This window comes from Enterobacter sp. BRE11 (assembly GCF_031844285.1).
Taxonomy (GTDB): Bacteria; Pseudomonadota; Gammaproteobacteria; order Enterobacterales; family Enterobacteriaceae; genus Pantoea.
This window is the reverse complement of record NZ_JAUZUX010000001.1, coordinates 258,226-280,305: the sequence shown is the minus strand read 5'-3', so window position 1 is coordinate 280,305 and position 22,080 is coordinate 258,226. Positions and strand designations below refer to the sequence as shown.

Here is a 22,080-nt window from a genome sequence, read left to right as displayed (position 1 = left end):
GGCCTGGGGCCCGCTTGTCGGCTTTAGCGCTGGCTAATCAGAACTTCGCTGCGGCCCAGGCGATGCCGCTGGCGTACTCCGGCGGCAGCATCGGCACCAGCGCTGCCAGCGCCGCGGTCAGCCGCGCGCTGTCGCTGTCGGTCAGGTTGAGATGCCCGACCTTGCGCCCTGGGCGCACCTCTTTGTCATACCAGTGCAGATGTACCAGCGGCTGCTGCAGCCAGTCGCTGTTCAGCGCGGTGCCGATCAGATTGACCATCACCGACGGCGCGAACACCACCGGCTGCGGCAGCGGCAGGCCCAGCACGGCGCGCAGATGCAGTTCGAACTGGCTGACAGAGGCGCCGTTCTGCGTCCAGTGCCCGCTGTTGTGCACGCGCGGCGCCAGTTCGTTAATCAGCAGCCCCTCCGGCGTCACGAAGCACTCCATCGCCATCACGCCGACGTAGTTCAGCTCCTGCATAATGGCGCCGAGCATCGTTTCCGCCTGCGCCTGCTGCGCGGCGTCCGCCTGTGGGAAGGCGACGCTGGTGCGCAAAATGCCCTCCTGATGCAGGTTGTGGGTCAGCGGGTAGAATACGGTGCGGCCATCCTGTCCGCGCGCGCCCACCAGCGACACCTCGCCGGAAAAATTGATGCCCTGTTCGACGATGCATTCGCCGTAGCACTCGTCCGGCAGCGCGTTGGTTTCATCCACATGCAGCCGCCACTGGCCGCGGCCGTCATAGCCGCCGGTGCGGCGCTTGACGATCGCCAGCTCGCCCAGCGAGGCGAACACCTGCGGCCATTCGCTTTTGTCGGCCAGCAGCTGCCAGGGCGCAGTGGCGAGATGCAGCCGATCGAGCAGCTGCTTCTGCGTCAGGCGATCTGCCAGAAGCGGAAAAATATCGCGGTTCACAAAGGCGGGATGCACCGCCAGCTCGCGCGTCAGCGCGGTTTCCGGCCAGCGCTCGATTTCGGCGGTGATCACGCTCTGCGCAATCGGCAGCGCGTCCGGTTCGGCATCGAGGCCGACCGGGTAGACGGCGATGCCCAGCGGCTCGCCCGCCTGGCGCAGCATACGGCCCAGCTGGCCGTTGCCCAGTACGCAAACCGGCTTCATGCGTCCTCCCGCGGATCCGGATTGCTCAGCACCTCGTCGGTCTGCGCCTGGCGCCAGTCGCCAAGGCGCGCGGCCAGCGCCGCGTCGTGGATCGCCAGAATTTGTGCCGCCAGCAGGGCGGCGTTGGCCGCGCCCGCTTTGCCGATCGCCAGGGTGCCGACCGGAATGCCGCGCGGCATCTGCACGATAGAGTAGAGGCTGTCGACGCCGCTCAGCGCCGCGCTCTGCACCGGCACGCCCAGCACCGGCACCAGGGTTTTCGCCGCCAGCATGCCCGGCAGATGCGCCGCGCCGCCCGCGCCCGCAATAATCACCTGATAGCCGCTGTCGGCGGCGGTTTCGGCGAAACTGAACAGCTTGTCCGGCGTGCGGTGCGCGGAGACCACTTCAACGTGGAAGGGCACATCCAGGCTGGTGAGGATTTCCGCAGCGAACTGCATAGTGGACCAGTCACTTCTGGAGCCCATTACAATAGCAATGCGGGCCGGGGCGGCGTTGGATGACATGCGGTCAACTCCTGTGAATAAACAAACGAACCTGGCCGGTCGGTCAGGTAAAGAAGGGCACAGAGAATAGCATGAGAAGGGCGCAAGGAAAACGGTTGCGTCGCTGCTTTACCGGCACGTTGAGCGCCGTTTTACCAGTCGAATTCGACAAGGCTGATGCCGCTGGCATCCAGCTGGATCATCGAGCCGCGTTCATGCCATGCGCCTAACACGGCGCGCTCGGCAGACTCTCCCTGCAAGCTGAAGCGGTGGATCGCGGGACGATGGGTGTGGCCGTGGATCATCAGGCGCGTCTGCTGGCGCACCATCGCCGCCTCCACCGCGTTGGCGTTGACGTCCATAATGGCGAGCGACTTATGCTGGTTCGCCTGTTTGCTGCCGTCGCGCATGCGGGCGGCGATGCGCTGGCGAATAAACAGCGGCAGGGCAAGAAAAAGGCGTTGCAGCCAGCGCTGATGCACTTTGGCGCGAAAACGCTGATAGCCCGCGTCGTCGGTGCAGAGCGTATCGCCGTGCAGGATCAGCACGCGATGGCCGTAGCAGGTCAGCACCTGCTCTTCCGGCAGCAGCGTCATGTCGCTGGCGCGGGCGTAGGCCTGGCCGAGCAGGAAATCGCGGTTGCCGTGAATAAAGTAGACGGGTACCGGCAGCGCGCGCAGCGCGTCGGCGACCTGCTGGTGCAGCGGGTTGGGATCGTCATCGCCGATCCAGGCTTCAAACAGATCGCCCAGGATATAGAGCGCGTCGCAGCGCGGCGCTTCACGCGCCAGAAAACGCAGAAAACCGGCGGTGATCGCCGGTTCTTCCTGACACAGATGCAAATCTGCAATAAACAGGGTGCGCGACATTACTCGCTGACGGTCACTTTCTGGATGACGACGTCATCTTTCGGTACGTCCTGGTGCATGCCGCTGCGGCCGGTCGAAACCGCTTTGATTTTGTCGACCACGTCCATGCCTTCCACCACTTCTGCGAACACGCAATAACCCCAGCCCTGCAGGCTCTCGTCACGGAAGTTCAGGAAGTCGTTGTCGGCGACGTTGATAAAGAACTGCGCGGTAGCGGAGTGCGGAGCGGAGGTGCGCGCCATCGCCAGGGTGCCGCGGGTGTTTTTCAGGCCGTTGTTCGCTTCGTTGCGAATTTCAGCTTTGGTCTCTTTCTGCTTCATGCCCGGCTCAAAACCGCCGCCCTGGATCATGAAGCCGTTGATAACACGGTGGAAAATGGTGTTGTCGTAAAAACCTTCACGGCAGTATTCGAGGAAGTTTTGCACGGTAGCGGGGGCTTTATCGTCGAAGGTTTTAATTACGATGTCGCCGTGGTTGGTCTGGAAAGTAACCATCATTCTCGTCCTGTAAAGATTGTCGTCAGCGGTCTGGCCGCCGCAAAGCGCGCTGGCCATTTTTGTCGACGCCTCTTATATCATAAATTCCAATGACGCGTCAGCACGCCCGGGGCGCTCTCAGCACGCTGCCGTCGCGCAAGCGCGAAAAATACGGCACAATAACTGAATAACCTGATAAAAGTGTTTACCGCACTCGTCTAAACGGAACTGTTCAATGCTAAAGATTTATAACACCCTGAGTCGACAGAAAGAGGAATTCAAACCTATCCATGCTGGCGAAATCGGCATGTACGTGTGCGGTATCACGGTGTACGACCTCTGTCATATCGGCCATGGGCGCACCTTCGTGGCGTTCGACGTGGTGGCTCGCTACCTGCGCTACAGCGGCTATCGTCTGAACTACGTGCGCAACATTACCGATATCGACGATAAGATCATTCGCCGCGCCAATGAAAACGGCGAAAGCATTGAAACCCTCACCAACCGCATGATTGGCGAGATGCACAAGGATTTCGCCGCGCTCGGCATTCTGCCGCCGGATCAGGAGCCGCGCGCCACGCGCCACATCGCCGAGATTATTGAGCTGGTGGAGCGTCTGATTGAACGAGGCCATGCCTATGTCGCCGACAACGGCGACGTGATGTTCGACGTGCCGAGCGATGCCGATTACGGCGCGCTGTCGCGTCAGGACCTGGAGCAACTGCAGGCGGGCGCACGCGTGGAAGTGGCCGACGTGAAGCGCAACCCGATGGATTTCGTCCTGTGGAAAATGTCGAAAGCGGATGAGCCCGCCTGGCCTTCGCCGTGGGGCAACGGTCGTCCCGGCTGGCATATCGAGTGCTCGGCGATGAACTGCAAGCAGCTCGGCGCGCACTTCGACATTCACGGCGGCGGCTCGGATCTGATGTTCCCCCACCATGAAAATGAGATCGCCCAGTCGACCTGCGCCCATGACGGTCCCTACGTTAACTACTGGATGCACTCCGGCATGGTGATGGTGGATCGCGAGAAGATGTCGAAATCGCTCGGCAACTTTTTCACCGTGCGCGACGTGCTGCAGCACTACGACGCCGAAACGGTGCGCTACTTTCTGATGTCGGGCCATTACCGCAGCCAGCTTAACTACGGCGAAGAGAACCTCAACCAGGCGCGCGCGGCGCTGGAGCGCCTCTATACCGCGCTGCGCCACACCGATCGCAACGCCGCGCCGGCGGGCGGCGAAGCGTTTGACGCGCGCTTCCGCGCGGCGATGGACGACGACTTCAACACGCCGGAAGCCTACTCGGTGCTGTTCGATATGGCGCGCGAAGTCAATCGTCTGAAAGGGGAAAACAACGACGCGGCCAGTGCGCTGGCGGCGAAGCTGCGCGAGATCGCCAACGTGCTGGGTATTCTGCAACAGGATCCCGAACTGTTTCTGCAGAGCGGCGCGCAGGCCAATGCCGACGACGTCGCCGAGATCGAGCACTGGGTGCAGGCCCGCGCCGACGCGCGCAGAGAGAAAAACTGGGCGCAGGCCGATATCGCGCGCGACAAGCTGAACGAGCTGGGCGTGATTGTGGAGGATGGGCCGCAGGGTTCGACCTGGCGTCGTAAGTAATACCGGAAAGGGCGCTCAGGCGCCCTTTTTTATGCTTTAGCGGATAGCCTGTGCCTGCGGCAGGAACGGCTTTTGCGGCAGCGCGAGGTTCAGAAAGTAACAGGGCGAGAGGCGTATTGCAGAGGAGTAGGGCGAGGCAGGACGCCTGGCCTTTATGCCAGACGTCCGTCTGTCGCCGCCGTCAGGCGGTAACGGTGATGCGCTGCCCGGCGAACGCGACGGTCTGCCCGGCCACGATTTTGCAGCGTTTGCGGGTTTCCACCGCGCCGTCAACGGTCACTTCGCCGTCGGCGATAACGATTTTGGCCTGCGCGCCGCTCTCTACCCAGCCTTCCAGCTTCAGCAGGTCGCACAGATCGACGTGTGGGTGTTTACCCAGGCTAAAAGTCGCCATTATGCCTCCTCTTTATCGTGATAAGTTTCGCACGCGTGCAGCGTGTTTTCGATCAGCGTGGCGACGGTCATTGGCCCTACGCCGCCCGGCACCGGCGTGATGTATGAGGCGCGCGCCGAGGCCGCGTCGAAATCGACGTCGCCGACCACTTTGCCGCTCTCCAGCCGGTTGATGCCGACATCGATCACCACCGCGCCCGGCTTAATCCAGTCGCCCGGAATAAAACCTGGTTTACCAACGGCGACTACCAGCAGATCGGCATGCTCGACGTGGTGACGCAAATCTTTGGTGAAGCGGTGGGTGACGGTGGTGGTGCAGCCCGCCAGCAGCAGCTCCATGCTCATCGGACGGCCCACGATATTGGAAGCGCCGACCACTACGGCGTTCAGGCCGTAGGTGTCGATATTGTAGCGCTCCAGCAGCGTCACAATGCCGCGCGGCGTGCAGGGACGCAGCGTCGGCGCGCGCTGGCAGAGACGGCCAACGTTGTAGGGATGAAAGCCGTCGACGTCTTTATCGGGGGTAATGCGTTCCAGCACTTTGACGTTGTCGATGCCGGCCGGCAGCGGCAGCTGCACCAGAATGCCGTCAATCTCCCGATCGTCATTGAGATCGTCAATCAGCTGCAGCAGATCGGCTTCGCTGGTGGTCGCCGGCAGATCGTAAGAGCGCGACACAAAGCCGACCTCTTCGCAGGCGCGGCGTTTGCTGCCGACATAGATTTGCGAAGCGGGGTTTTCGCCCACCAGCACGACTGCAAGACCCGGCGCGCGTTTACCGGCCGCCAGGCGCTGCTTTACTTTTTCCGCAACCTCAAGGCGCACCTGCTGCGCAATCGTTTTACCGTCAATAATTTTTGCTGCCATCAGAGAGGAAATCCACTGTGTTGTGTTGAATCGGGGAAAGGCGCCTATTCTGTCAGAAGCGCGACGCGCTGTCAGGTTCTGAATCGCCGCCGGTTGTCTGATTCTTCGACATATGCATTGCGGCAGCGGCCAAAACCGTTGACTCGTTGAGGTCTCGCCGTATAATCCTCGCCATCCCCGTGCGCCCTTAGCTCAGCTGGATAGAGCACCGGCCTTCTAAGCCGTAGGTCACAGGTTCGAATCCTGTAGGGCGTGCCATTTTCTCTTCCTTTACCTCTGCGTGAATTCTTCAAAACCGATAAAAAATAAACCGGCGTCTGATGCGGTTTGTCGATTTCCTGTCCGGCCATGGCGACGCGTCGCTGGTAAGTGTGCGGTACTATCCGGGATCATTTCCTGCCGGATAGCCGTATTTAGAAGGTCTGTAATAGCAGCAAAAAAATGCCCCCGTGTTGAGGGGGCAAAGTGTTTTTTTTATTTTTAGAAGATTTCCCTGGTGAGGCTATTAACATTATCGTCATGCCTGTTGTTTACTTTAGAGCCAGGTTTTTTTCTTTTCAATAATGTGGCAAAGGGTTTTTTGATCCATATTTTTTCGCAATTAAATAGTTGTTGTTTCATCTGAAAAGGAAAACCAGGTTTCTAATCCTAAAATTTTTATTCAGATAAAATCAAAGAGAGTGGGGCACGCTATTTCCCTTTTAACGTTTATTATTGCGCAGTTAATGGTTAGATACCTTAATGTTCTTCCGCTTATTTTCAATGAAGAAATTTGATCCTGGTCAATTTTAATTGAGGCAGGTGAGATTTATCCCGAAGTTAATATAAATTTTATGGCGACTTTTCCGATAAAGCAGATATCCAGCAGGGCTTTTTGCCACTGAAAACTGCCAAAGGGGCTTTATCGATGAAAGTTATGAACATTTTTACAGGCCTGAAGATAGGTGGCAAATTAACGCTGGGTTTCGCGTTAGTTATCTTTGCCTCTGTCATCATTGCGCTGCTTGCGTTCCGCTGTTTTTTTAGCATTCAGGAAAACTCAGCTAAACGTGACATTATCGTTAATATGGCCAATACGCTCAGTGACGCCAGGCTCAATCGGACGCTGTTTCAATATACCAGGGATAAAAAATATTTTGAGCTTAACGGGGCGGCGATGAATAAGCTCACCGTATTGAAGGATGATCTGGAAGAGCACGTATGGTCTGCCGAAGGCGAGGCAAAAGTCGTTCAGCTCGAGCAAAATTTGAAACAGTATCAGGATAAACGAGCGCGCTTTCTTGCCGCGACAAACAACACCGACAGCGCGTTAGCGGAACTCGCCGCGATGGCCTTTCCTTCATTCGCTGAGAAGCTCAGTTCGCGTGCCTCTTTTGTCCCTTCTGAAACGGCGGCAGCGATTTTTTCACTGAAATCGAAAATTGATTCTCTTTCTTTGACATTGCGGGATTATCTGGCAAAGCCAGATGAAGCCTTGTTGAATACCCTCATCGGGCAACTCAATGAGAGTCAGCCGCTGATGGCAGCGGCTGGGACCTCTGATGATGCTTTGCTCAACGGGATATTAACGGCCATGCAGCAGAAAAGCGCAGCTATGCCCGCTCGGTTGCAGAACTATCTACAGCAGGTACATACAGAAAAAGGGGCTTCAGACGAGATGACCGGAGCCGCCGTGTCGCTGAATAAAGCGATGACAGCGTTAGCGCTTTATCAGTCAGAAATGGCAGGCAAGTATATTCAGACGGCGCTCTGGCAGATTGCTTTTACCACCATCGCCTGTATTGTGCTTAGCCTTCTGGTTGCATGGCAGATGACCCGCAGCATTACCCGTCCCCTTAAAGAAACGCTCTCTTCCGCGCAGCGTATTGCGGAGGGCGATTTGACCTCGGAAATCACCAGCACGCGCGCTGATGAGCTGGGGCAGCTCATGACAGCGGTTAACGCCATGAACCTGAGCCTGCGCACAATCATTTCACGCGTTCGTGACGGCGTAAACGGCGTGGCGCGTGCATCCTCCGAAATTGCCGCAGGCAATATCGATTTGTCATCGCGAACAGAGCAGCAATCCGCAGCCGTCGTTGAAACCGCAGCCAGTATGGAAGAGCTGACTTCGACGGTCAAACAGAACGCCGAAAACGCGCACCACGCCAGCCGCCTGGCCACTGAGGCTTCGCATAATGCCGGTCGTGGCGGGGAGATCATCAGGGATGTTATTACCACGATGGGCGGCATCAGCCAGAGCTCAGGAAAAATCGGCGAGATCATTTCGGTGATAAACGGCATCGCCTTTCAGACCAATATTCTGGCGCTGAATGCGGCTGTTGAAGCGGCGCGGGCGGGTGAGCAGGGGCGTGGATTTGCCGTCGTTGCCGGCGAGGTAAGAAATCTGGCACAGCGGAGTTCGCTGGCTGCAAAAGAGATTGAAACGTTAATCCGGGAATCGCTGGATCGGGTCAACGGCGGGACGGAGCTGGTCAATCGCGCCGGAGATACGATGCAGGATATCGTCCAGTCCGTTTCGCAGGTCAGGGATATCATGGGCGAAATTGCCGCAGCGTCGGATGAGCAGAATCGTGGAATTACCCAGATCGCTCAGGCGATGACGGAAATGGATACCACTACACAGCAGAACGCGGCGCTGGTGGAGGAGTCTTCTGCTGCGGCCAGCAGTCTTGAAGAACAGGCGCTTGGGCTGGAAAGAACCGTCTCCATCTTCCGGCTGCCGTCGTCCCTACCGGCAGTGCATCAGAGCGTGCCGGATAACCGAGCCACTCCTAAGATGCCGGTATCCGCTACGTCTGCTGATAAAGAGTGGGTAACCTTTTGATTGATTAGCGCCCCTCGTGAGGAGGGGCGCTGAACGGCAGCAGTGCCCAGCGAATGCCCGTTATCTACTCAGCAACGCTTAAAAGCTGTTTAACCAAATAGCGCAAATCCTCTTTCGCCTGCTGAAAGCCTTCTGCTGTCGGACTGACGCTCAGAATATCGGCATAGCCATTCACCGCGCCGCCTATCATACGGGCGGTGCGCGCTACATCGACCTGCCGGTAAAGCCCCTGGCCCACGCCCGTCTCGATGAGCCTTTCTAAAAGGCTAAACCATCTGTTCATGTTGTTCATGGCCAAATCAGCATAGGCCGGATCGTGCTGGGCCTGCGTCCAGACCGAATTGTACAGCAGCCAGTCCGCATCCTGGGTTGCAGGCAAACTGGTAATAAAAACATCAAGCGCGACATCAGGCGCGAAACCGGCAATAGCCTCTTTAAAAGCATCAAGATCGGCCTGCATGAAACGCTCAACCGCCTCCAGCCTGAGCGATCGCCAGTCGCGGAAATAGTGATAGATATGGCTACGTGAGATACCGACATGCTCGGTAAGCTCCCGGGTCGTCACCTTATCGATGCCTTTATCGATAAAAAGCGCTATCGCGCCGTCGAGGATTTTAGTCCGAAGGTTTTCTACTGGCATAGGTTCGTTATTTCCCTGCATTGACTTTGAGCAAGCGCTCAAATAGACTCGCTTCAGTTTTGAGCAGCCGCTCAAGTACATCATAATCAGAAGTTAAACATGCAAATATTTAAAACGCCAGCGCCGCCTGCGCCTGCTCGCAGCGCCCTCCAGACCCTGAAAAAGTTAGGGCGTCGGCATCGTAAAAAGCTACTGCTGACATTTTTGCTGGTGGTTGCCGAGAACGTAATGTATCTGCTCTATCCGCTACTGGCGGGATTTGCCATCAACGCCATGCTTTCAGGGCGGGCACTGCACGCAATGCTTTACGCGGGCATGGTCTTTGTCATGTGGGCGATTGGCGCGGCGCGCCGCAGCGTAGATACCCGCACGTTTGCCCGTATTTACGCCGAGCTGGCGGTGCCGGTGATCCTGACGCAGCGCAGCGAAAATCAGGGCGCATCGACCATTGTCGCTCGCGTGACGCTGTCGCGCGAATTCGTCGATTTTTTCGAGAAGCATCTGCCAGTGCTAATCACCTCCGCCGCGTCGATTACGGGAGCCGCTGCGATGCTGCTGGCTATAGAGTTCTGGACCGGCATCGCCTGCATTGCCATCCTGGTTTTCTTTGCCGGCTTTCTGCCCGGCTTCACGCGTAAAAACGAAGCGCTGTTTGTACGTCTCAATAACCGACTGGAAAAAGAGGTGGGCTTTGTCAGCACCGCCAGAGCGCCTGCGTTGACGAGGCATTACGGCGTGCTGGCCGGTTTGCGTATCCGACTCTCCGATCGTGAAGCCATGGGATATCTGGCCATTGGATGCGTGACCGCGCTGCTGTTTGCCATGACCATTCTCTGCATGACGCTAAACGGCGTTCACGATTCTGGTCACATCTATTCGGTGATGACCTATATGTGGATGTTCGCCATGAGTCTGGATGACGCTCCGCAGCTGCTGGAGAAGTACTCCCAGCTCAAAGATATCGGCCGCCGCGTCAACACCGGGCAACTCTGAGCGTAACGCAACAGTGACCTCCTCCTGCTTAACCACCGGATACTTCGATGCCGCAATTTTTTATTGAAAGGCCTGTTTTTGCCTGGGTGATCGCCCTGTTTATCGTCCTGGCAGGCGTCATTGCCATACCGCAGCTGCCGGTGGCGCAGTATCCGTCGGTGGCGCCGCCGGGGGTCAGCATAACGGTGACCTATCCGGGCGCCACGCCAGAAACCATGAATGAGTCGGTCATCTCGCTGATCGAAAGAGAGATCTCCAGCGTCGACGACATACTCTACTTCGAATCTTCAAGCGATACCTCAGGCACGGCCAGCATCACGGTGACCTTTAAACCCGGCACGGACATCAAGCTCGCTCAGGTTGATGTGCAGAACAAAATCAAGGTGGTGGAACCCCGTCTGCCGCAAACCGTCCGCCAGAACGGGCTAAACGTGGAGGCGGCCAACGCTGGCTTTCTGATGATCGTCGGGCTGCGTTCGCCCACGGGGCAGTTCAGTGAGCAGGACCTGAGCGACTATTTTGCGCGTAACCTTTCTGAGGAGCTGCGGCGCGTGCCGGGCGTCGGCAAAGTTCAGCTGTTCGGCGCGGAGAAAGCGATGCGCATATGGCTGGATCCAATCAAACTGTTCAACTACAAGCTGTCGGTCAGCGACGTTACTACCGCCCTGAGCCAGCAGAACGCGCAGGTCTCGCCCGGCAGAATCGGCGATGAACCGGCCCAGCCCGGACAATCCGTTACTTACCCGCTTACGGTGCGCGGACAGCTCAGTTCGGTGGAGGATTTCCGCAACATTACGCTTAAGGCGCTGAGCAACGGCTCGCGCGTTCGGCTGGCTGACGTGGCGCGCGTGGAGCAGGGGCTGCAAAGCTATGCGTTCGCTATTCGCGAAAATGGACACGCCGCCACGGCCGCAGCGATTCAGCTGATGCCCGGCGCCAATGCCGTCAGCACCGCAGAAGGCGTGCGTTCACGACTGAATGAACTCTCAACGGTGCTGCCGCAGGGCATGGCGTTCTCGGTGCCGTTTGATACCGCGCCCTTTGTGAAGCTCTCGATTGAAAAAGTGATACACACCTTTATTGAAGCCATGGTGCTGGTTTTCCTGGTGATGCTGCTGTTTCTGCAAAACCTGCGCTACACCTTAATTCCGGCAATTGTCGCGCCGGTGGCGCTGCTCGGCACCTTTACCGTGATGCTGGCGAGCGGATTTTCCACTAATGTGCTGACCATGTTCGGCATGGTGCTGGCCATCGGCATCATCGTGGACGATGCGATTGTGGTGGTAGAGAGCGTTGAACGCCTGATGGCGGAAAAAGGCCTGTCGCCGAAAGAGGCGACGCGTGAGGCGATGCGCGAGATCACGCCGGCGATTATCGGCATTACGCTGGTGCTGACCGCCGTGTTTATCCCGATGGGATTCGCGACCGGCTCGGTCGGTGTTATCTATCGCCAGTTCACCCTCTCGATGGCCGTTTCTATTCTCTTCTCGGCTTTCCTTGCGCTGACCATGACTCCCGCGCTGTGCGCGTCGCTGCTGAAGCCGATTGCGCAGCACGGCGAGGAGAAGAGGGGCTTTGCAGGCTGGTTTAACCGCCGCTTCCATGCCCTGACTGTCCGCTATGATCGAGGATTGCACGCCACGCTGCGCCGCTGCGGCCGCCTCATGCTGATTTACGCGGCGCTGTGCGCGGTAATTTTTGTTGCCTGGTCGGCGCTGCCTTCATCTTTTATCCCCGATGAGGATCAGGGCTACTTTATGACGTCAATCCAGCTGCCGTCAGACGCCACGCAGGAAAGAACCCGCTATGTGGTCGATCGGCTTGAAAAAGCGATTATGGAAAGGCCCGGCATTGCCAGCAATATCTCTGTTTTCGGCTTTGGTTTTTCCGGCTCCGGCCCGAACACCGCGATGGCCTTTACCACGCTGAAGGAGTGGGGCGAACGCCAGGGCGCAACCGCGGATGGCGAAGCGGAATTTGTTCAGACCACAATGAGCAACGACGCCGCCGCCACGGTTATGAGCCTGATGCCGCCCGCCATCTCCGATATGGGAACCTCATCAGGTTTTACTCTTTACCTTGAGGATCGCGCCGGGCGCGGCTACGCCGCCCTGCTGGAGTCGGCTACGGCGCTGACGGAAAAGGCCAACCAGAGTGGCGTGATGAAAGATGTCTACATCGAGGGGTTGCCCGAGGGCGTCAGCGCTGCACTCGAGGTGGACAGGGAGAAAGCGCAGGCAATGGGCGTCAGCTTTGACGACATTAATCAGGTGCTGTCAGCCGCCATCGGCTCAAATTACGTGAATGATTACGTAAATAATGGGCGGGTGCAGCAGGTCATTGTGCAGGCGGATTCCGCCTACCGCATGCAGCTGGCGGATCTGCTGAAGCTTTACGTCAGGAATGCGTCGGGCGAGATGGTGCCGCTGTCGGTTTTTGTCACGGCAAACTGGTCGCAGTCGCCGCAGCAGCTCAATCGTTATCAGGGCTACCCCGCCATTAAAATTGCCGGCAGCCCCGGCGACGGTTACGCCAGCGGCGCGGCGATGGCTGAGATGGATAAGCTCGCGGCCTCATTGCCGACAGGCTATTTCGTTGAGTGGACCGGTGCCTCGCTGCAGGAGCGCAGCACCGCGGCGCAGATGCCGTTGTTGATAGCCTTATCCGTGCTGGTTGTCTTTCTGGTGCTTGCCGCGCTCTATGAGAGCTGGTCCGTGCCGCTTTCAGTCATACTGGTCGTTCCACTGGGTATGGCGGGCGCGCTGCTGGCGGTGTTTATCGCAGGGATGTCGAACGACGTTTTTTTCAAAGTCGGCATGATTACGCTTATCGGACTTTCAGCCAAAAACGCCATCCTCATTGTCGAATTTGCGCGGCAGCTTTATGCGCAGGGGAAACCGTTAGCTGAGGCCGCCAGAGAGGCCGCGCGATTACGCCTGCGACCCATTATCATGACGTCGCTGGCTTTTACCCTTGGCGTAGTGCCGCTGATGCTGGCGAGCGGGGCCAGTAAAAGCACCCAGAATGCGATTGGCACAGGCGTTTTTGGCGGCATGATCAGCGGCACGCTGCTGGCCATCTTCTTCGTACCGGCGTTCTTTGTCATTGTTACTTCTGGGGTGCAAAGGCTGAGTGGCGCGCTAAAAAGAGTTAATAAAGCCTGATCGATCGGCTCAGGGCAGTTATGGCTGCCCTGGGGTTACTCTTTTCTGAAACATCTGCTTGATTGCCGTCGCCAGTCTTCAGGAAGTGAGTTTCAGACACGTTAAAAGTGACGCCAGCGAGTCGACAGGTCCGGCATGGCATTGAGATGAGCGCGTCTTATCCCAGGGCATGGCATCATCAGTACAGAAGTCTCCTGCGCATTGCATTTCAAGCCGCTCATCCAGTAAGCCAACGGGGATCCAGACATAAGGCTCGCCGCGCAAGGGGTTAGGCACCGTCGAACCGCACAGTCTGCAAAAATCTGTCCGGTAGCCAGTCGGTTTTGACCATGAAACAATGCCATTTTCGCCGTTAATCCATCTGAATCCGGCGCTTTTCACCAGCGTGGCAAGATTGTAGCCGACGCCACTCTGCTTTCTGCAAAGCGAGCAATGGCAACGATAAAACAGGGCAGGCTTTTCAGCCAGTTTAAATACGACTGCTCCACACAAACACGATCCGTTCATTTCAAACCATCCTGGCACAGCCATGTGTACTGCAACCGACAATAGCGGCTGCAGCAGTATTGCATCGGTCATTGCCTGACAGAGGAAGAGTAGCCCGATGACAGGATACGCAAGGGTATCCTGTCGACATCCACATTTCAGATGTTTTTACTGGCCAGGGTCAGTTAAGGCTTAAGGATAACCTTTGTCCATCCTTCGTCGCGATCGTCAAAGTGTTTATATCCCACAGGCGCCTCTTCGAGCGAAAGGCGATGTGAGATGATGTCGCCCGGGCTGGCTTTCCCCTGATGGATCAGACGGGCCAGCTGACGGTTATAGGCTTTCACGTTTGCCTGTCCGGTACGTATTGCCTGTCCTTTGAACCAAAAGCTGCCGAAATCAAACGGCATTTTACCTTGTCTGGCGAGGTCGGACGCCGCGCCCGGATCCTGAGGAATGAAGACGCCAACCACCCCAATTCCTCCGGTGGCTTTGGTTGACGCCACCAGGCTGTTCATGGTGACCGAATTATCTTCATGGCCATGTTTGTTACAGCACTGATAGCCCACGCACTCACAGCCGCAATCGGTGCCGCGGCCATCCGTCAGGTCGAGAATTTTTTGCACAGCTTCATCGCCGACCGCATTGATGGCTGTCGCCCCCAGCTTCTCTGCCAGGGCTAAACGGTCCTGGTGTGTATCCACCACAAACACCTGTGAAGCCCCTTTGATAATGGCTGAGTGGGCCGCCATCAAACCTACCGGCCCCGCGCCGTAAATAGCAACGCTTTCACCCGGCTTTAATCCGGCGAGCTCAGTTGCATGCCAGCCGGTCGGGAAGATGTCAGAGAGCATCACATAATCATCTTCTTTTTCCACTGCATCAGGCGGGAGCACGAGGCAGTTAAAGTCCGCGAAGGGGACCCGAAGCAGCTCCGCCTGACCGCCTTCCCATGGGCCCATTTCCGCAAACCCATAGGCTGCGCCTGCGGTGCCAGGATTGGCGGTGAGGCAAAAGCCTGTCAGACCTTTTTCACAATTCTCGCAAAAACCGCATCCGATGTTGAACGGCAGGCAGACATAGTCCCCGACCTTAATACGCTCAACGCCAGAGCCAATTTCAACCACCTCACCCAGATTTTCGTGCCCTAAAATACGGCCCTGCTCAAAGCTGGTCCGGCCCTCATACATATGCAGGTCAGAGCCACAGATATTGGTGGTGGTAATGCGGACAAGGACATCGGTGGGGCGGACAATTTTCGCATCCGGTACCTCTTTTACTTTGACATCGTAGGGACCGTTGTAAATTACTGCTTTCATGCGCTTCTCCTGATGGCGACCGGGAAGGAACGGCTGCCCGGCCGAGTGAGTGTCAACTAAGCTTAGCTGTCATGAGGCATAACGCGATCGTCAGCGCGGCGATCGAGATAGTTCTTATCTGCATGAACATGACGCAGGGCACGCCGCTCCTCCCGGCGGCAAAAGCGATGCCAGACAGGGCAATGCAGGCGCAGAATGCGGCTCCGGCCTCTGCAGAAGGCATGGATGTGCACGCTATGGAGGCGATAGTCATGGCCGAAACAGGAGGAAATGCCTGCCCACGGCTATCCGGGTCTGCTTTATTAACCAGTAAGTCCGCTATGTGCGCATAGCGGACGGCAAAATGGGGACAAGTTCACCCCTGTAGCTTCCTCAGACAGCGATCCATCGCACTCACCACCCAGTCGATATCGTGCATCTGGAAACAGAGCGGCGGACGGATTTTCAGCACGTTGCCGTAGGGCCCGGCGACGGAGGTCAGCACAAACTCTTCGCGTAGCGCCTCCACCAGGTCGAGCGCCAGCCGTTTATCCGGCTGCTTACTCTCCCTGTCCTTCACCAGTTCAAACCCGATAAACAGCCCCGCGCCACGCACGTCGCCGATGCAAGGGTAAGCGGCCTGCAGGGATTGCAGCGCCGCCAGCAGCGCGGCGCCGGTTTTCAGGCTGTGCGCCTGAAGCGCTTCCTGCTCAATCACATCCATCACCGCATGGGCCGCCGCCATGGAAACCGGATTGCCGCCAAAGGTATTAAAGTAAGGCAGCGCATCGCTAAACGCTGCCATCACCGGCGCTTTCGCCATCAGGCCGGACACCGGAATGCCGTTCCCCATGGGTTTACCGGTGGTGACCACATCGGGCACCACGCCGTGTCGGGCAAAGCCCCAAAAGGCCTCGCCAGTGCGGGCAAAACCTGGCTGCACTTCGTCGGCGATAAAGATACCGCCGTTCTGATGCACGACATCAATCGCCTGTTGTAAAAAGCCCGGCTGGCCAGGCAATACGCCGTCTGACGAGAAGATCGAATCGGCCAGAAAACCGGCAAACCTGATGCCGTGCGCGGCCATATCGTCGATCTGCCGCTGAATTGCCTGCGCGAACCATGCGCCCTGGTCGGCTGTCTGGATGCGATAAAAGTCGGGCGGCGCCACCAGCCGGGTATGCGGTGAAAGCGGCTGGCCGCTGCCCAGCGCGGGCGAGACGCCGGAGGTGAGCGCGCTGGTGCCGTGATAGGCTTCTCTGGAGACGATGATCCCGGTGCCGCCGCTCCAGCACTGGGCAATGCGGATAGCCAGATCGTTCGCTTCGGAGCCGGTACACATATACATAGCCCGATCGATTTCCGCGGGCAGGGTGGCCAGAATGCGATCGCTGTACGCCAGGATCGATTCGTGCAGGTAACGGGTATGCGTATTCAGCTGCATCATCTGTTGATGCACCGCCTCCACCACCGCGGGATGACAGTGACCTATGCTGGCCACGTTGTTGTACATATCCAGATACTGATTGCCCGCCTTATCCCACAGATACTGGCCCTGTCCGCGCACCAGATGCACCGGGTTGCGGTAAAAAAGCCGGTATGACTCGCCCAGCACCCGGCTGCGCTTATCGGTCAGCTGTCGAATGTCTGGCGTCAGCCTGTCCGCATGTTCAGCGCGAAAGCTGTTGGTATCCATTATGGTTGAACGTACCGTCATCGTGACTCCTTGGTCTTTGTACTGCCCTACCGCAGGCTATGCGCAGCAGGGCTTAAACAGGCGTTAGTCGGTTTCTGCGGCAACCGAGGTCTGCGCGATGGCGCCGCGGCGGGAGTGGGTGGTCAGGAAATAGAGATAGCCCGCGACCATAAAGCCCACAAACAGTGCGCCGATCTGCGGGTTAAACCACAGCATCGCGATCAGGCAGATCGCCGAGCCACACAGGGCAATACCCGGGATCACCGGGTAACCCGGCGCGCGGTAGCTGCGCGCCAGGGTCGGATCGGTGCGGCGCAGTTTAAACAGGCTCAGCATGCTCATGATGTACATAACGATGGCGCCAAACACCGACATGGTTATCATCGCGGCGGTCAGACTCATTCCCTGAAAGCTGATGCCGTCAGAGAAAATCGCCAGGATGCCGACCGCACCGCCCGCCAGAATCGCGCGGTGCGGCGTGTTGAAGCGCGACAGCTTCGCCAGCGACGGCGGCAGGTAGCCCTCCCGCGCCAGCGCAAAGAACTGGCGAGAGTAGCCCATGATAATGCCGTGAAAACTGGCGATCAGACCGAACAGCCCAATCCATACCAGCATGTGCATCCAGCGCGAATCGTTACCGACCAGCATTTTCATCGCCTGCGGCAGCGGATCGTTGATGCCGGAAAGCGTGCGCCAGTCGCCCGCACCGCCCGCAAACACCATGACGCCCACCGCCAGCACCACCAGCGTTAAAATGCCGCTGATATAGGCGCGGGGAATGGTGCGACGCGGATCTTTTGCCTCTTCGGCCGCCATCGCGACGCCTTCAATGGCCAGGAAAAACCAGATGGCAAAAGGAATCGCGGCAAATATGCCGGACACCGAGGCCAGCGAGAACGTCTCTTCTCCCGCCCAGCCGTGCGCCACAAAGTTCGTCAGGCTGAAGCCCGGCGCCACCACGCCCATAAACACCAGCAGCTCAATCACCGCCAGCAGCGTGACCAGCAGCTCAAAGGTTGCCGCAATGCTGACGCCGATGATGTTGAGGCCCATAAAGATCAGGTAGGCGCAGACCGCGATAAGTTTGGGGTTCACTGCCGGAAACTGCACATTGAGGTAAGCGCCTATCGCCATGGCGATGGCCGGAGGCGCGAAGACAAACTCGATTAGGGTGGCAATGCCCGCAATTAACCCACCGGTATCGCCGAAGGCGCGACGGCTGTAAGCGAACGGCCCGCCTGCCTGCGGAATGGCGGTCGTCAGTTCGGTAAAGCTGAAGATAAAGCAGGTGTACATGGCGGCGACAAACAGCGTCGTGACCAGAAAGCCCAGGGTACCCGCGGCGCCCCAGCCATAGCTCCAGCCAAAATACTCGCCCGATATCACCAGTCCCACGGCGATACCCCAGAGTTGCAGGGTGCCTAGGGTGGGTTTCAGTTTCTCTTTCATCACGGCGTTCCCCGTCTGCGTAAAGTGAAAAGCGATGCCTCAAAAGCTGACGGGTAGATGATGGACACAGCCCCAACAGAAAAACTTGACCGCAGAAAACAGAAACGCGTCGGCTGGGGTCAAGTCGCCCCGGCTCAGGCCGTCGTGACTCTGCCAAAGTCAATTTTTGCCTGCTCTCCTGTCAAGCGTGCAGGGAAGGTTCAGCGCCATGCTGAAGCCACACGCAGAGAGAGGGAGCCAGACATGAGCATCAAGCAATATGACACCTTGAGTAACGACGCCATTCTTCAGCTTGCCCATCAGGCATTGCAGGCCTATCCCGGCTGTCTGCACGCTGAGGTCAGACTGCTGTGCCGTTCCGAGAACGCGACCCTGGCTGTCAATACGCCGCAGGGCCGCTATGCGTTGCGTATTCATCGGGGCGACTACCACGCCAGGCAGGATATCGAAAGCGAGCTTCACTGGCTGGACGCCCTCCAGGCCGCAGAGATCTGTGTGCCGGTTGCCCTCAGAGATGGGCAGGGCAGCCGCATTCAGACGCTTCCCCTGTCTGACGGCGGCGAACGTTATGCCGTGCTGTTTCACTGGATAGAGGGCGATATGCTCACCGATGCGGTCGAGCCGGCGGCATTTCGCCAGCTAGGCCGCATCACCGCGCAGCTGCACCACCACAGCCGGCGCTGGCAAAAGCCGCAGGGCTTTCGCCGCATCGTCTGGGATCATCACACCATGGTTTCCCCGGCTGGCCACTGGGGCGACTGGCGGGATGTCGCTGGCCTGGCGCGCTCGCAGCACGCGGTCGTTGAAGAGACGCTGGCTCACGTGGGCCGCGAGATGGCGGCATTTGGCCAGTCGCCCGATCGCTATGGCCTGATCCACGCCGACCTGCGGCTGACGAATCTGCTGGTTCACAAAGGGGAAACGCGGGTCATCGATTTTGACGACTGCGGGATGGGCTGGTACCTGCACGATCTTGCCGCGGCCATCAGCTTTGTCGAGCACCATCCCAGCGCCCCGCAGTGGGTGGAGAACTGGTTAAACGGCTATGAGCAGGTGGCGCACGTCAGCGATGAGGAGCTGGCAATGATCCCCTCGCTGCTGATTCAACGCCGCATTCAGCTGACGGCCTGGGTGGCCTCCCATAGCGAAACGGAGATGGCGCGCAGCCTGGGCAGCGGCTGGGCCGACGACACGGTGCGCCTGTGCCATCGCTACCTCGAAGGCGCTCGTTTGCCGATTGGCGTTTAGCGCACTCTGACGGTGCCAGAATGGATAATTGCAGTGCAATCTGTTTTGCGGCGGCGCTAAGTCGCTGTTATCACGCGCCCGAGGGCTGGTATGTTTTTTGCAGAAACAACAGATGTTCAGTTTCAGGCGGAAAGCATTATGAGCAGCATATTGCCAGAGGTGGCACTTACAGCCTTGTCCAGCGCAGGAAGCCAGCACCGTGGCGTCCTGTCGGCTGCCGCGACAGGCCTGGGTGATTTCATTAACGCCCAGGGCGGCGATGTGGATCACATTTTTGGCATCAGCGGCATCGATCCTGATACGCTTGCCTGCCCGACGCTGAGTCTGGATCTGGTGAATTACTGCCGGGTGCTGGAGGAAGCCGCCAGCCAGGCGGGCGTAGATAACTTCGGTTTGCAGTATGGCCATCAGTTCCGCCCGCAGGCTTTGGGACTGATCGGCTATATCGGCCTGTGCTCGGCGACGCTGGAGCAGGCGCTGCGCAACGTGGTGAATGCGTTTCCCTGGCATCAGCACAATACCTGTATCCGTCTGACGGAGCATGGCGATTACTGGCAGCTCGATTATCAGGTGCGTCACGGCGCGATTCTGCTGCGCCGGCAGGATGCGGAGTTAACGTTGGGCATGTTTCTTAACCTGATTCGCCACGCGGCAGGACGGCACTGGGCGCCGCGGAAAGTCCACTTCGAGCATCCGCGCCCCGAACACTGGCATGAACACTGTAAAGTCTTCGATGCGCCGGTCTATTTCGATCAGCCCTTTAACTCCATGCTGGTGGCTAAAACGGATCTGAGCCGCAAAATGCCGGATCACGATCCCATGCTGCTGCTGGTAATGCAGGATGCGATCCGTCGGCTCAGCCCGCCAGCGGTCAATCAGGGCACCGTTAATCAAACCCGCACCGACATCCACCTCCAGTTACTGAGCGGCGAACCTTCGCTGGAAACGATCGCTGAGAAACAGGGGCTGTCCGCCTGGTCGCTCCAGCGACGGCTGCGCGAGGAGCAGACCTCTTTTTCCGCCCTGGTGGACAGCGTGCGTAAGGAGATGGCGACCCACTATCTGAAGCAACACCATCTGCCGGTGTCAGAAATGGCGCTGTTGCTGGGCTATTCCGAAGTCAGCGCCTTCTCCCGCGCGTTCCGGCGCTGGTTTGGCTGCAGCCCGCGCGACTGTCGGAAAGCGCAATAAGAGGTTTTGCTCGTTAGAGGGGGGAATAATGCCGCTGGCGAAAAGGCGCAATATGCGCGGAGAGCGACATCAAGAAACCCTGGCCGCGACCTGCGCCGCGGCCCGGAACTCAGGCAGACTGCCACTCGCTTTCCACGTCGGCTTTCGATTTGGACAGAATAACTTTGTTATCGTCCACTTCTTTTACCCAGCTAAAAGGAATGATGTGGTGTTTGCCGCCCGCTTCAGGATCGCTTTTAGCCAGCTTGATTTTGTCTTCGCCTTCGAAATGGTCAACGATGCCAACGTGTTCACCGTTAACGTCTACAACCTGAGCGTGATCTAAAATTTCTGATTTGCTTACCATAATGCCTCCATCCTGGTGAGTAGGTTGAAACACATCGTCCGATGCGCTTCAGGACTCATTAAGCCTGGTCGCTACCTGTCGGTTCGGTCAAGTCGGTAACAAAATGAAATATTTTCTATGGGCGTGACGACAGAGAAATCCTCTGCCTTGTACCGCAATAAACCGTTATTTCCGCTGGCCCTGACGGGCGCTAAAAAAGAAAAGCTGAGATCTCGTCTACACTTTTGTCTGTTCCTAAATCCCTCCGGCACCAGAGGAGAGCCCGTGAAAAAATCTATAGCAGACGATGAGATGCCCATCATTATTCCCGACACAAGCTTCAACCAGGTGCTGAGCCCCGAAACCACCAACAGAATAAATACCCAGGATTTTCTTTCGCGCAGCTGCGCGGATTTTGCCCTGCCGGGCTATACGCTGCCGTTTGGCTACCGTCTGGTAAGCTGTCCAGATGAAAAGCAGTACCGCATGGTGACCTGCGAAGCTGAGCCGGAAACGGTTTATGCGGTCAGGCTGGAGGAGACGCAGGATTTTACCTCACCGGAGCGCGCCTGCATTCAGGTCATGGTATGGCGCACCCGGCAACCCGAGCATGAACATGCGGTACACGGCATCGCCCGCCGCTTTTTCCGCTATTTCCTGCAAACCTACTCGGTCATCGTTACCGACAGCGCCCAGACCAATGCCGCTCGCGTCATGTGGGAAGGAATGATCGCCTGGGCGCTGCGCGATCCGGGACACTACGTCTATATCTACAATGCAGCCTGGCAGGAGAGAAAGCTGGCGCGCGTGCGCGGATGGGATGAATTTTGCGCGCACTGGGCCGTTTTTTGCTGGGGCGCAGAGCCGCAGAGCCACCTCAACCGGCGCGTGGTGATTAGCACGGTACCGCTCGATTGAGCGCCGTTGCCGGCGCGCACAGGGCGCTTTCC

19 protein-coding genes and 1 tRNA gene are annotated in these 22,080 nt (G+C 58.0%); 8 read left to right on the top strand and 12 right to left on the bottom strand.

Annotation, left to right across the window (positions count from 1 at the left end):
• Positions 1–37: 37 nt before the first annotated feature.
• The 4 genes from purK to ppiB form a co-directional block, all read right to left on the bottom strand.
• Complete coding sequence (gene purK, locus Q9R34_RS01360) at positions 38–1,102, bottom strand: 5-(carboxyamino)imidazole ribonucleotide synthase (RefSeq protein WP_485892096.1); 1,065 nt, start codon at positions 1,100–1,102, stop codon at positions 38–40.
• The gene (gene purE, locus Q9R34_RS01355) at positions 1,099–1,608 is read right to left on the bottom strand and encodes a 5-(carboxyamino)imidazole ribonucleotide mutase (RefSeq protein WP_434123946.1); all 510 of its coding nucleotides are present in this window, start codon (positions 1,606–1,608) and stop codon (positions 1,099–1,101) included. The genes purK and purE overlap by 4 nt, the downstream gene beginning before the upstream one ends.
• Positions 1,609–1,739: 131 nt before the next feature.
• A complete protein-coding gene (locus Q9R34_RS01350; RefSeq protein ID WP_485892095.1) occupies positions 1,740–2,456 on the bottom strand; it encodes a UDP-2,3-diacylglucosamine diphosphatase in 717 nt (238 codons plus the stop codon).
• Entirely contained in the window at positions 2,456–2,950 is a 495-nt protein-coding gene (gene ppiB, locus Q9R34_RS01345) for a peptidylprolyl isomerase B (RefSeq protein WP_033752889.1), read from the bottom strand. Before ppiB ends, Q9R34_RS01350 begins: the two co-directional genes overlap by 1 nt.
• Before the next feature lie 217 nt (positions 2,951–3,167).
• Here ppiB and cysS point away from each other — a divergent pair, with 217 nt between their 5' ends.
• Complete coding sequence (cysS, locus tag Q9R34_RS01340; RefSeq protein ID WP_434123944.1) at positions 3,168–4,553, top strand: cysteine--tRNA ligase; 1,386 nt, start codon at positions 3,168–3,170, stop codon at positions 4,551–4,553.
• 181 nt (positions 4,554–4,734) lie between these two features.
• Here cysS and ybcJ read toward each other — a convergent pair whose 3' ends face one another.
• Together ybcJ and folD are read right to left on the bottom strand one after the other, a co-directional pair.
• A complete protein-coding gene (ybcJ, locus tag Q9R34_RS01335) occupies positions 4,735–4,947 on the bottom strand; it encodes a ribosome-associated protein YbcJ (RefSeq protein ID WP_048781499.1) in 213 nt (70 codons plus the stop codon).
• Entirely contained in the window at positions 4,947–5,813 is an 867-nt protein-coding gene (gene folD / locus Q9R34_RS01330; protein WP_048781500.1) for a bifunctional methylenetetrahydrofolate dehydrogenase/methenyltetrahydrofolate cyclohydrolase FolD, read from the bottom strand. Before folD ends, ybcJ begins: the two co-directional genes overlap by 1 nt.
• A 181-nt stretch (positions 5,814–5,994) precedes the next feature.
• Between folD and Q9R34_RS01325 the strand changes: the two genes are divergently transcribed.
• A tRNA-Arg gene (locus Q9R34_RS01325) sits at positions 5,995–6,071 on the top strand.
• 649 nt (positions 6,072–6,720) lie between these two features.
• Positions 6,721–8,640 carry a methyl-accepting chemotaxis protein gene (locus Q9R34_RS01320; RefSeq protein ID WP_485892092.1) on the top strand — a complete coding sequence of 640 codons (1,920 nt, stop codon included), beginning with the start codon at positions 6,721–6,723 and terminating at the stop codon, positions 8,638–8,640.
• Between the two features lie 64 nt (positions 8,641–8,704).
• Here Q9R34_RS01320 and Q9R34_RS01315 read toward each other — a convergent pair whose 3' ends face one another.
• Positions 8,705–9,280: a TetR/AcrR family transcriptional regulator gene (locus tag Q9R34_RS01315; protein ID WP_485892090.1), complete on the bottom strand. Its 576-nt coding sequence runs from the start codon at positions 9,278–9,280 to the stop codon at positions 8,705–8,707.
• Positions 9,281–9,379: 99 nt separating this feature from the next.
• Here Q9R34_RS01315 and Q9R34_RS01310 point away from each other — a divergent pair, with 99 nt between their 5' ends.
• The gene (locus tag Q9R34_RS01310) at positions 9,380–10,273 is read left to right on the top strand and encodes an ABC transporter six-transmembrane domain-containing protein (RefSeq protein WP_485892088.1); all 894 of its coding nucleotides are present in this window, start codon (positions 9,380–9,382) and stop codon (positions 10,271–10,273) included.
• Between the two features lie 47 nt (positions 10,274–10,320).
• Positions 10,321–13,437, top strand: coding sequence for a multidrug efflux RND transporter permease subunit (locus tag Q9R34_RS01305; RefSeq protein ID WP_485892086.1), 3,117 nt, complete (start codon positions 10,321–10,323; stop codon positions 13,435–13,437).
• A 78-nt stretch (positions 13,438–13,515) separates the two neighbouring features.
• On the opposite strand, the gene Q9R34_RS01300 is transcribed toward Q9R34_RS01305, so the two are convergent.
• The 4 genes from Q9R34_RS01300 to eat form a co-directional block, all read right to left on the bottom strand.
• Positions 13,516–13,944, bottom strand: a complete 429-nt coding sequence (locus tag Q9R34_RS01300) for a GFA family protein (RefSeq protein ID WP_485892216.1) — start codon at positions 13,942–13,944, stop codon at positions 13,516–13,518.
• Positions 13,945–14,108: 164 nt separating this feature from the next.
• Positions 14,109–15,242 (bottom strand): glutathione-independent formaldehyde dehydrogenase, encoded by a 1,134-nt coding sequence (locus Q9R34_RS01295; protein ID WP_485892085.1) that lies wholly within the window; start codon positions 15,240–15,242, stop codon positions 14,109–14,111.
• 355 nt (positions 15,243–15,597) lie between these two features.
• Positions 15,598–16,938, bottom strand: a complete 1,341-nt coding sequence (locus Q9R34_RS01290) for an aspartate aminotransferase family protein (RefSeq protein WP_485892083.1) — start codon at positions 16,936–16,938, stop codon at positions 15,598–15,600.
• 63 nt (positions 16,939–17,001) lie between these two features.
• Entirely contained in the window at positions 17,002–18,366 is a 1,365-nt protein-coding gene (gene eat / locus Q9R34_RS01285) for an ethanolamine permease (RefSeq protein ID WP_485892082.1), read from the bottom strand.
• Between the two features lie 243 nt (positions 18,367–18,609).
• Between eat and Q9R34_RS01280 the strand changes: the two genes are divergently transcribed.
• Positions 18,610–19,614, top strand: a complete 1,005-nt coding sequence (locus Q9R34_RS01280) for a phosphotransferase enzyme family protein (protein WP_485892081.1) — start codon at positions 18,610–18,612, stop codon at positions 19,612–19,614.
• A 138-nt stretch (positions 19,615–19,752) separates the two neighbouring features.
• Positions 19,753–20,805: an AraC-like transcriptional regulator QhpR gene (gene qhpR / locus Q9R34_RS01275; RefSeq protein WP_485892080.1), complete on the top strand. Its 1,053-nt coding sequence runs from the start codon at positions 19,753–19,755 to the stop codon at positions 20,803–20,805.
• Positions 20,806–20,914: 109 nt separating this feature from the next.
• Here qhpR and Q9R34_RS01270 read toward each other — a convergent pair whose 3' ends face one another.
• Positions 20,915–21,151 carry a DUF2171 domain-containing protein gene (locus tag Q9R34_RS01270; protein WP_276740926.1) on the bottom strand — a complete coding sequence of 79 codons (237 nt, stop codon included), beginning with the start codon at positions 21,149–21,151 and terminating at the stop codon, positions 20,915–20,917.
• A 264-nt stretch (positions 21,152–21,415) separates the two neighbouring features.
• Here Q9R34_RS01270 and Q9R34_RS01265 point away from each other — a divergent pair, with 264 nt between their 5' ends.
• Entirely contained in the window at positions 21,416–22,048 is a 633-nt protein-coding gene (locus Q9R34_RS01265) for a hypothetical protein (RefSeq protein WP_485892078.1), read from the top strand.
• The last annotated feature ends 32 nt before the right edge of the window (positions 22,049–22,080 follow it).

Excerpts from the sequence above, each read along its gene's own strand:
- ybcJ (WP_048781499.1), bottom strand. The coding sequence starts at position 4,947 with ATGGCGACTTTTAGCCTGGGTAAACACCCACACGTCGATCTGTGCGAC.
- ppiB (WP_033752889.1), bottom strand. The coding sequence starts at position 2,950 with ATGGTTACTTTCCAGACCAACCACGGCGACATCGTAATTAAAACCTTC.
- Q9R34_RS01270 (WP_276740926.1), bottom strand. The coding sequence starts at position 21,151 with ATGGTAAGCAAATCAGAAATTTTAGATCACGCTCAGGTTGTAGACGTT.
- cysS (WP_434123944.1), top strand. The coding sequence starts at position 3,168 with ATGCTAAAGATTTATAACACCCTGAGTCGACAGAAAGAGGAATTCAAA.
- Q9R34_RS01315 (WP_485892090.1), bottom strand. The coding sequence starts at position 9,280 with ATGCCAGTAGAAAACCTTCGGACTAAAATCCTCGACGGCGCGATAGCG.
- Q9R34_RS01320 (WP_485892092.1), top strand. The coding sequence starts at position 6,721 with ATGAAAGTTATGAACATTTTTACAGGCCTGAAGATAGGTGGCAAATTA.
- Q9R34_RS01295 (WP_485892085.1), bottom strand. The coding sequence starts at position 15,242 with ATGAAAGCAGTAATTTACAACGGTCCCTACGATGTCAAAGTAAAAGAG.
- folD (WP_048781500.1), bottom strand. The coding sequence starts at position 5,813 with ATGGCAGCAAAAATTATTGACGGTAAAACGATTGCGCAGCAGGTGCGC.
- Q9R34_RS01290 (WP_485892083.1), bottom strand. The coding sequence starts at position 16,938 with ATGACGGTACGTTCAACCATAATGGATACCAACAGCTTTCGCGCTGAA.
- Q9R34_RS01305 (WP_485892086.1), top strand. The coding sequence starts at position 10,321 with ATGCCGCAATTTTTTATTGAAAGGCCTGTTTTTGCCTGGGTGATCGCC.
- Q9R34_RS01350 (WP_485892095.1), bottom strand. The coding sequence starts at position 2,456 with ATGTCGCGCACCCTGTTTATTGCAGATTTGCATCTGTGTCAGGAAGAA.
- Q9R34_RS01300 (WP_485892216.1), bottom strand. The coding sequence starts at position 13,944 with ATGAACGGATCGTGTTTGTGTGGAGCAGTCGTATTTAAACTGGCTGAA.
- qhpR (WP_485892080.1), top strand. The coding sequence starts at position 19,753 with ATGAGCAGCATATTGCCAGAGGTGGCACTTACAGCCTTGTCCAGCGCA.
- Q9R34_RS01280 (WP_485892081.1), top strand. The coding sequence starts at position 18,610 with ATGAGCATCAAGCAATATGACACCTTGAGTAACGACGCCATTCTTCAG.
- purE (WP_434123946.1), bottom strand. The coding sequence starts at position 1,608 with ATGTCATCCAACGCCGCCCCGGCCCGCATTGCTATTGTAATGGGCTCC.
- Q9R34_RS01310 (WP_485892088.1), top strand. The coding sequence starts at position 9,380 with ATGCAAATATTTAAAACGCCAGCGCCGCCTGCGCCTGCTCGCAGCGCC.
- purK (WP_485892096.1), bottom strand. The coding sequence starts at position 1,102 with ATGAAGCCGGTTTGCGTACTGGGCAACGGCCAGCTGGGCCGTATGCTG.
- eat (WP_485892082.1), bottom strand. The coding sequence starts at position 18,366 with ATGAAAGAGAAACTGAAACCCACCCTAGGCACCCTGCAACTCTGGGGT.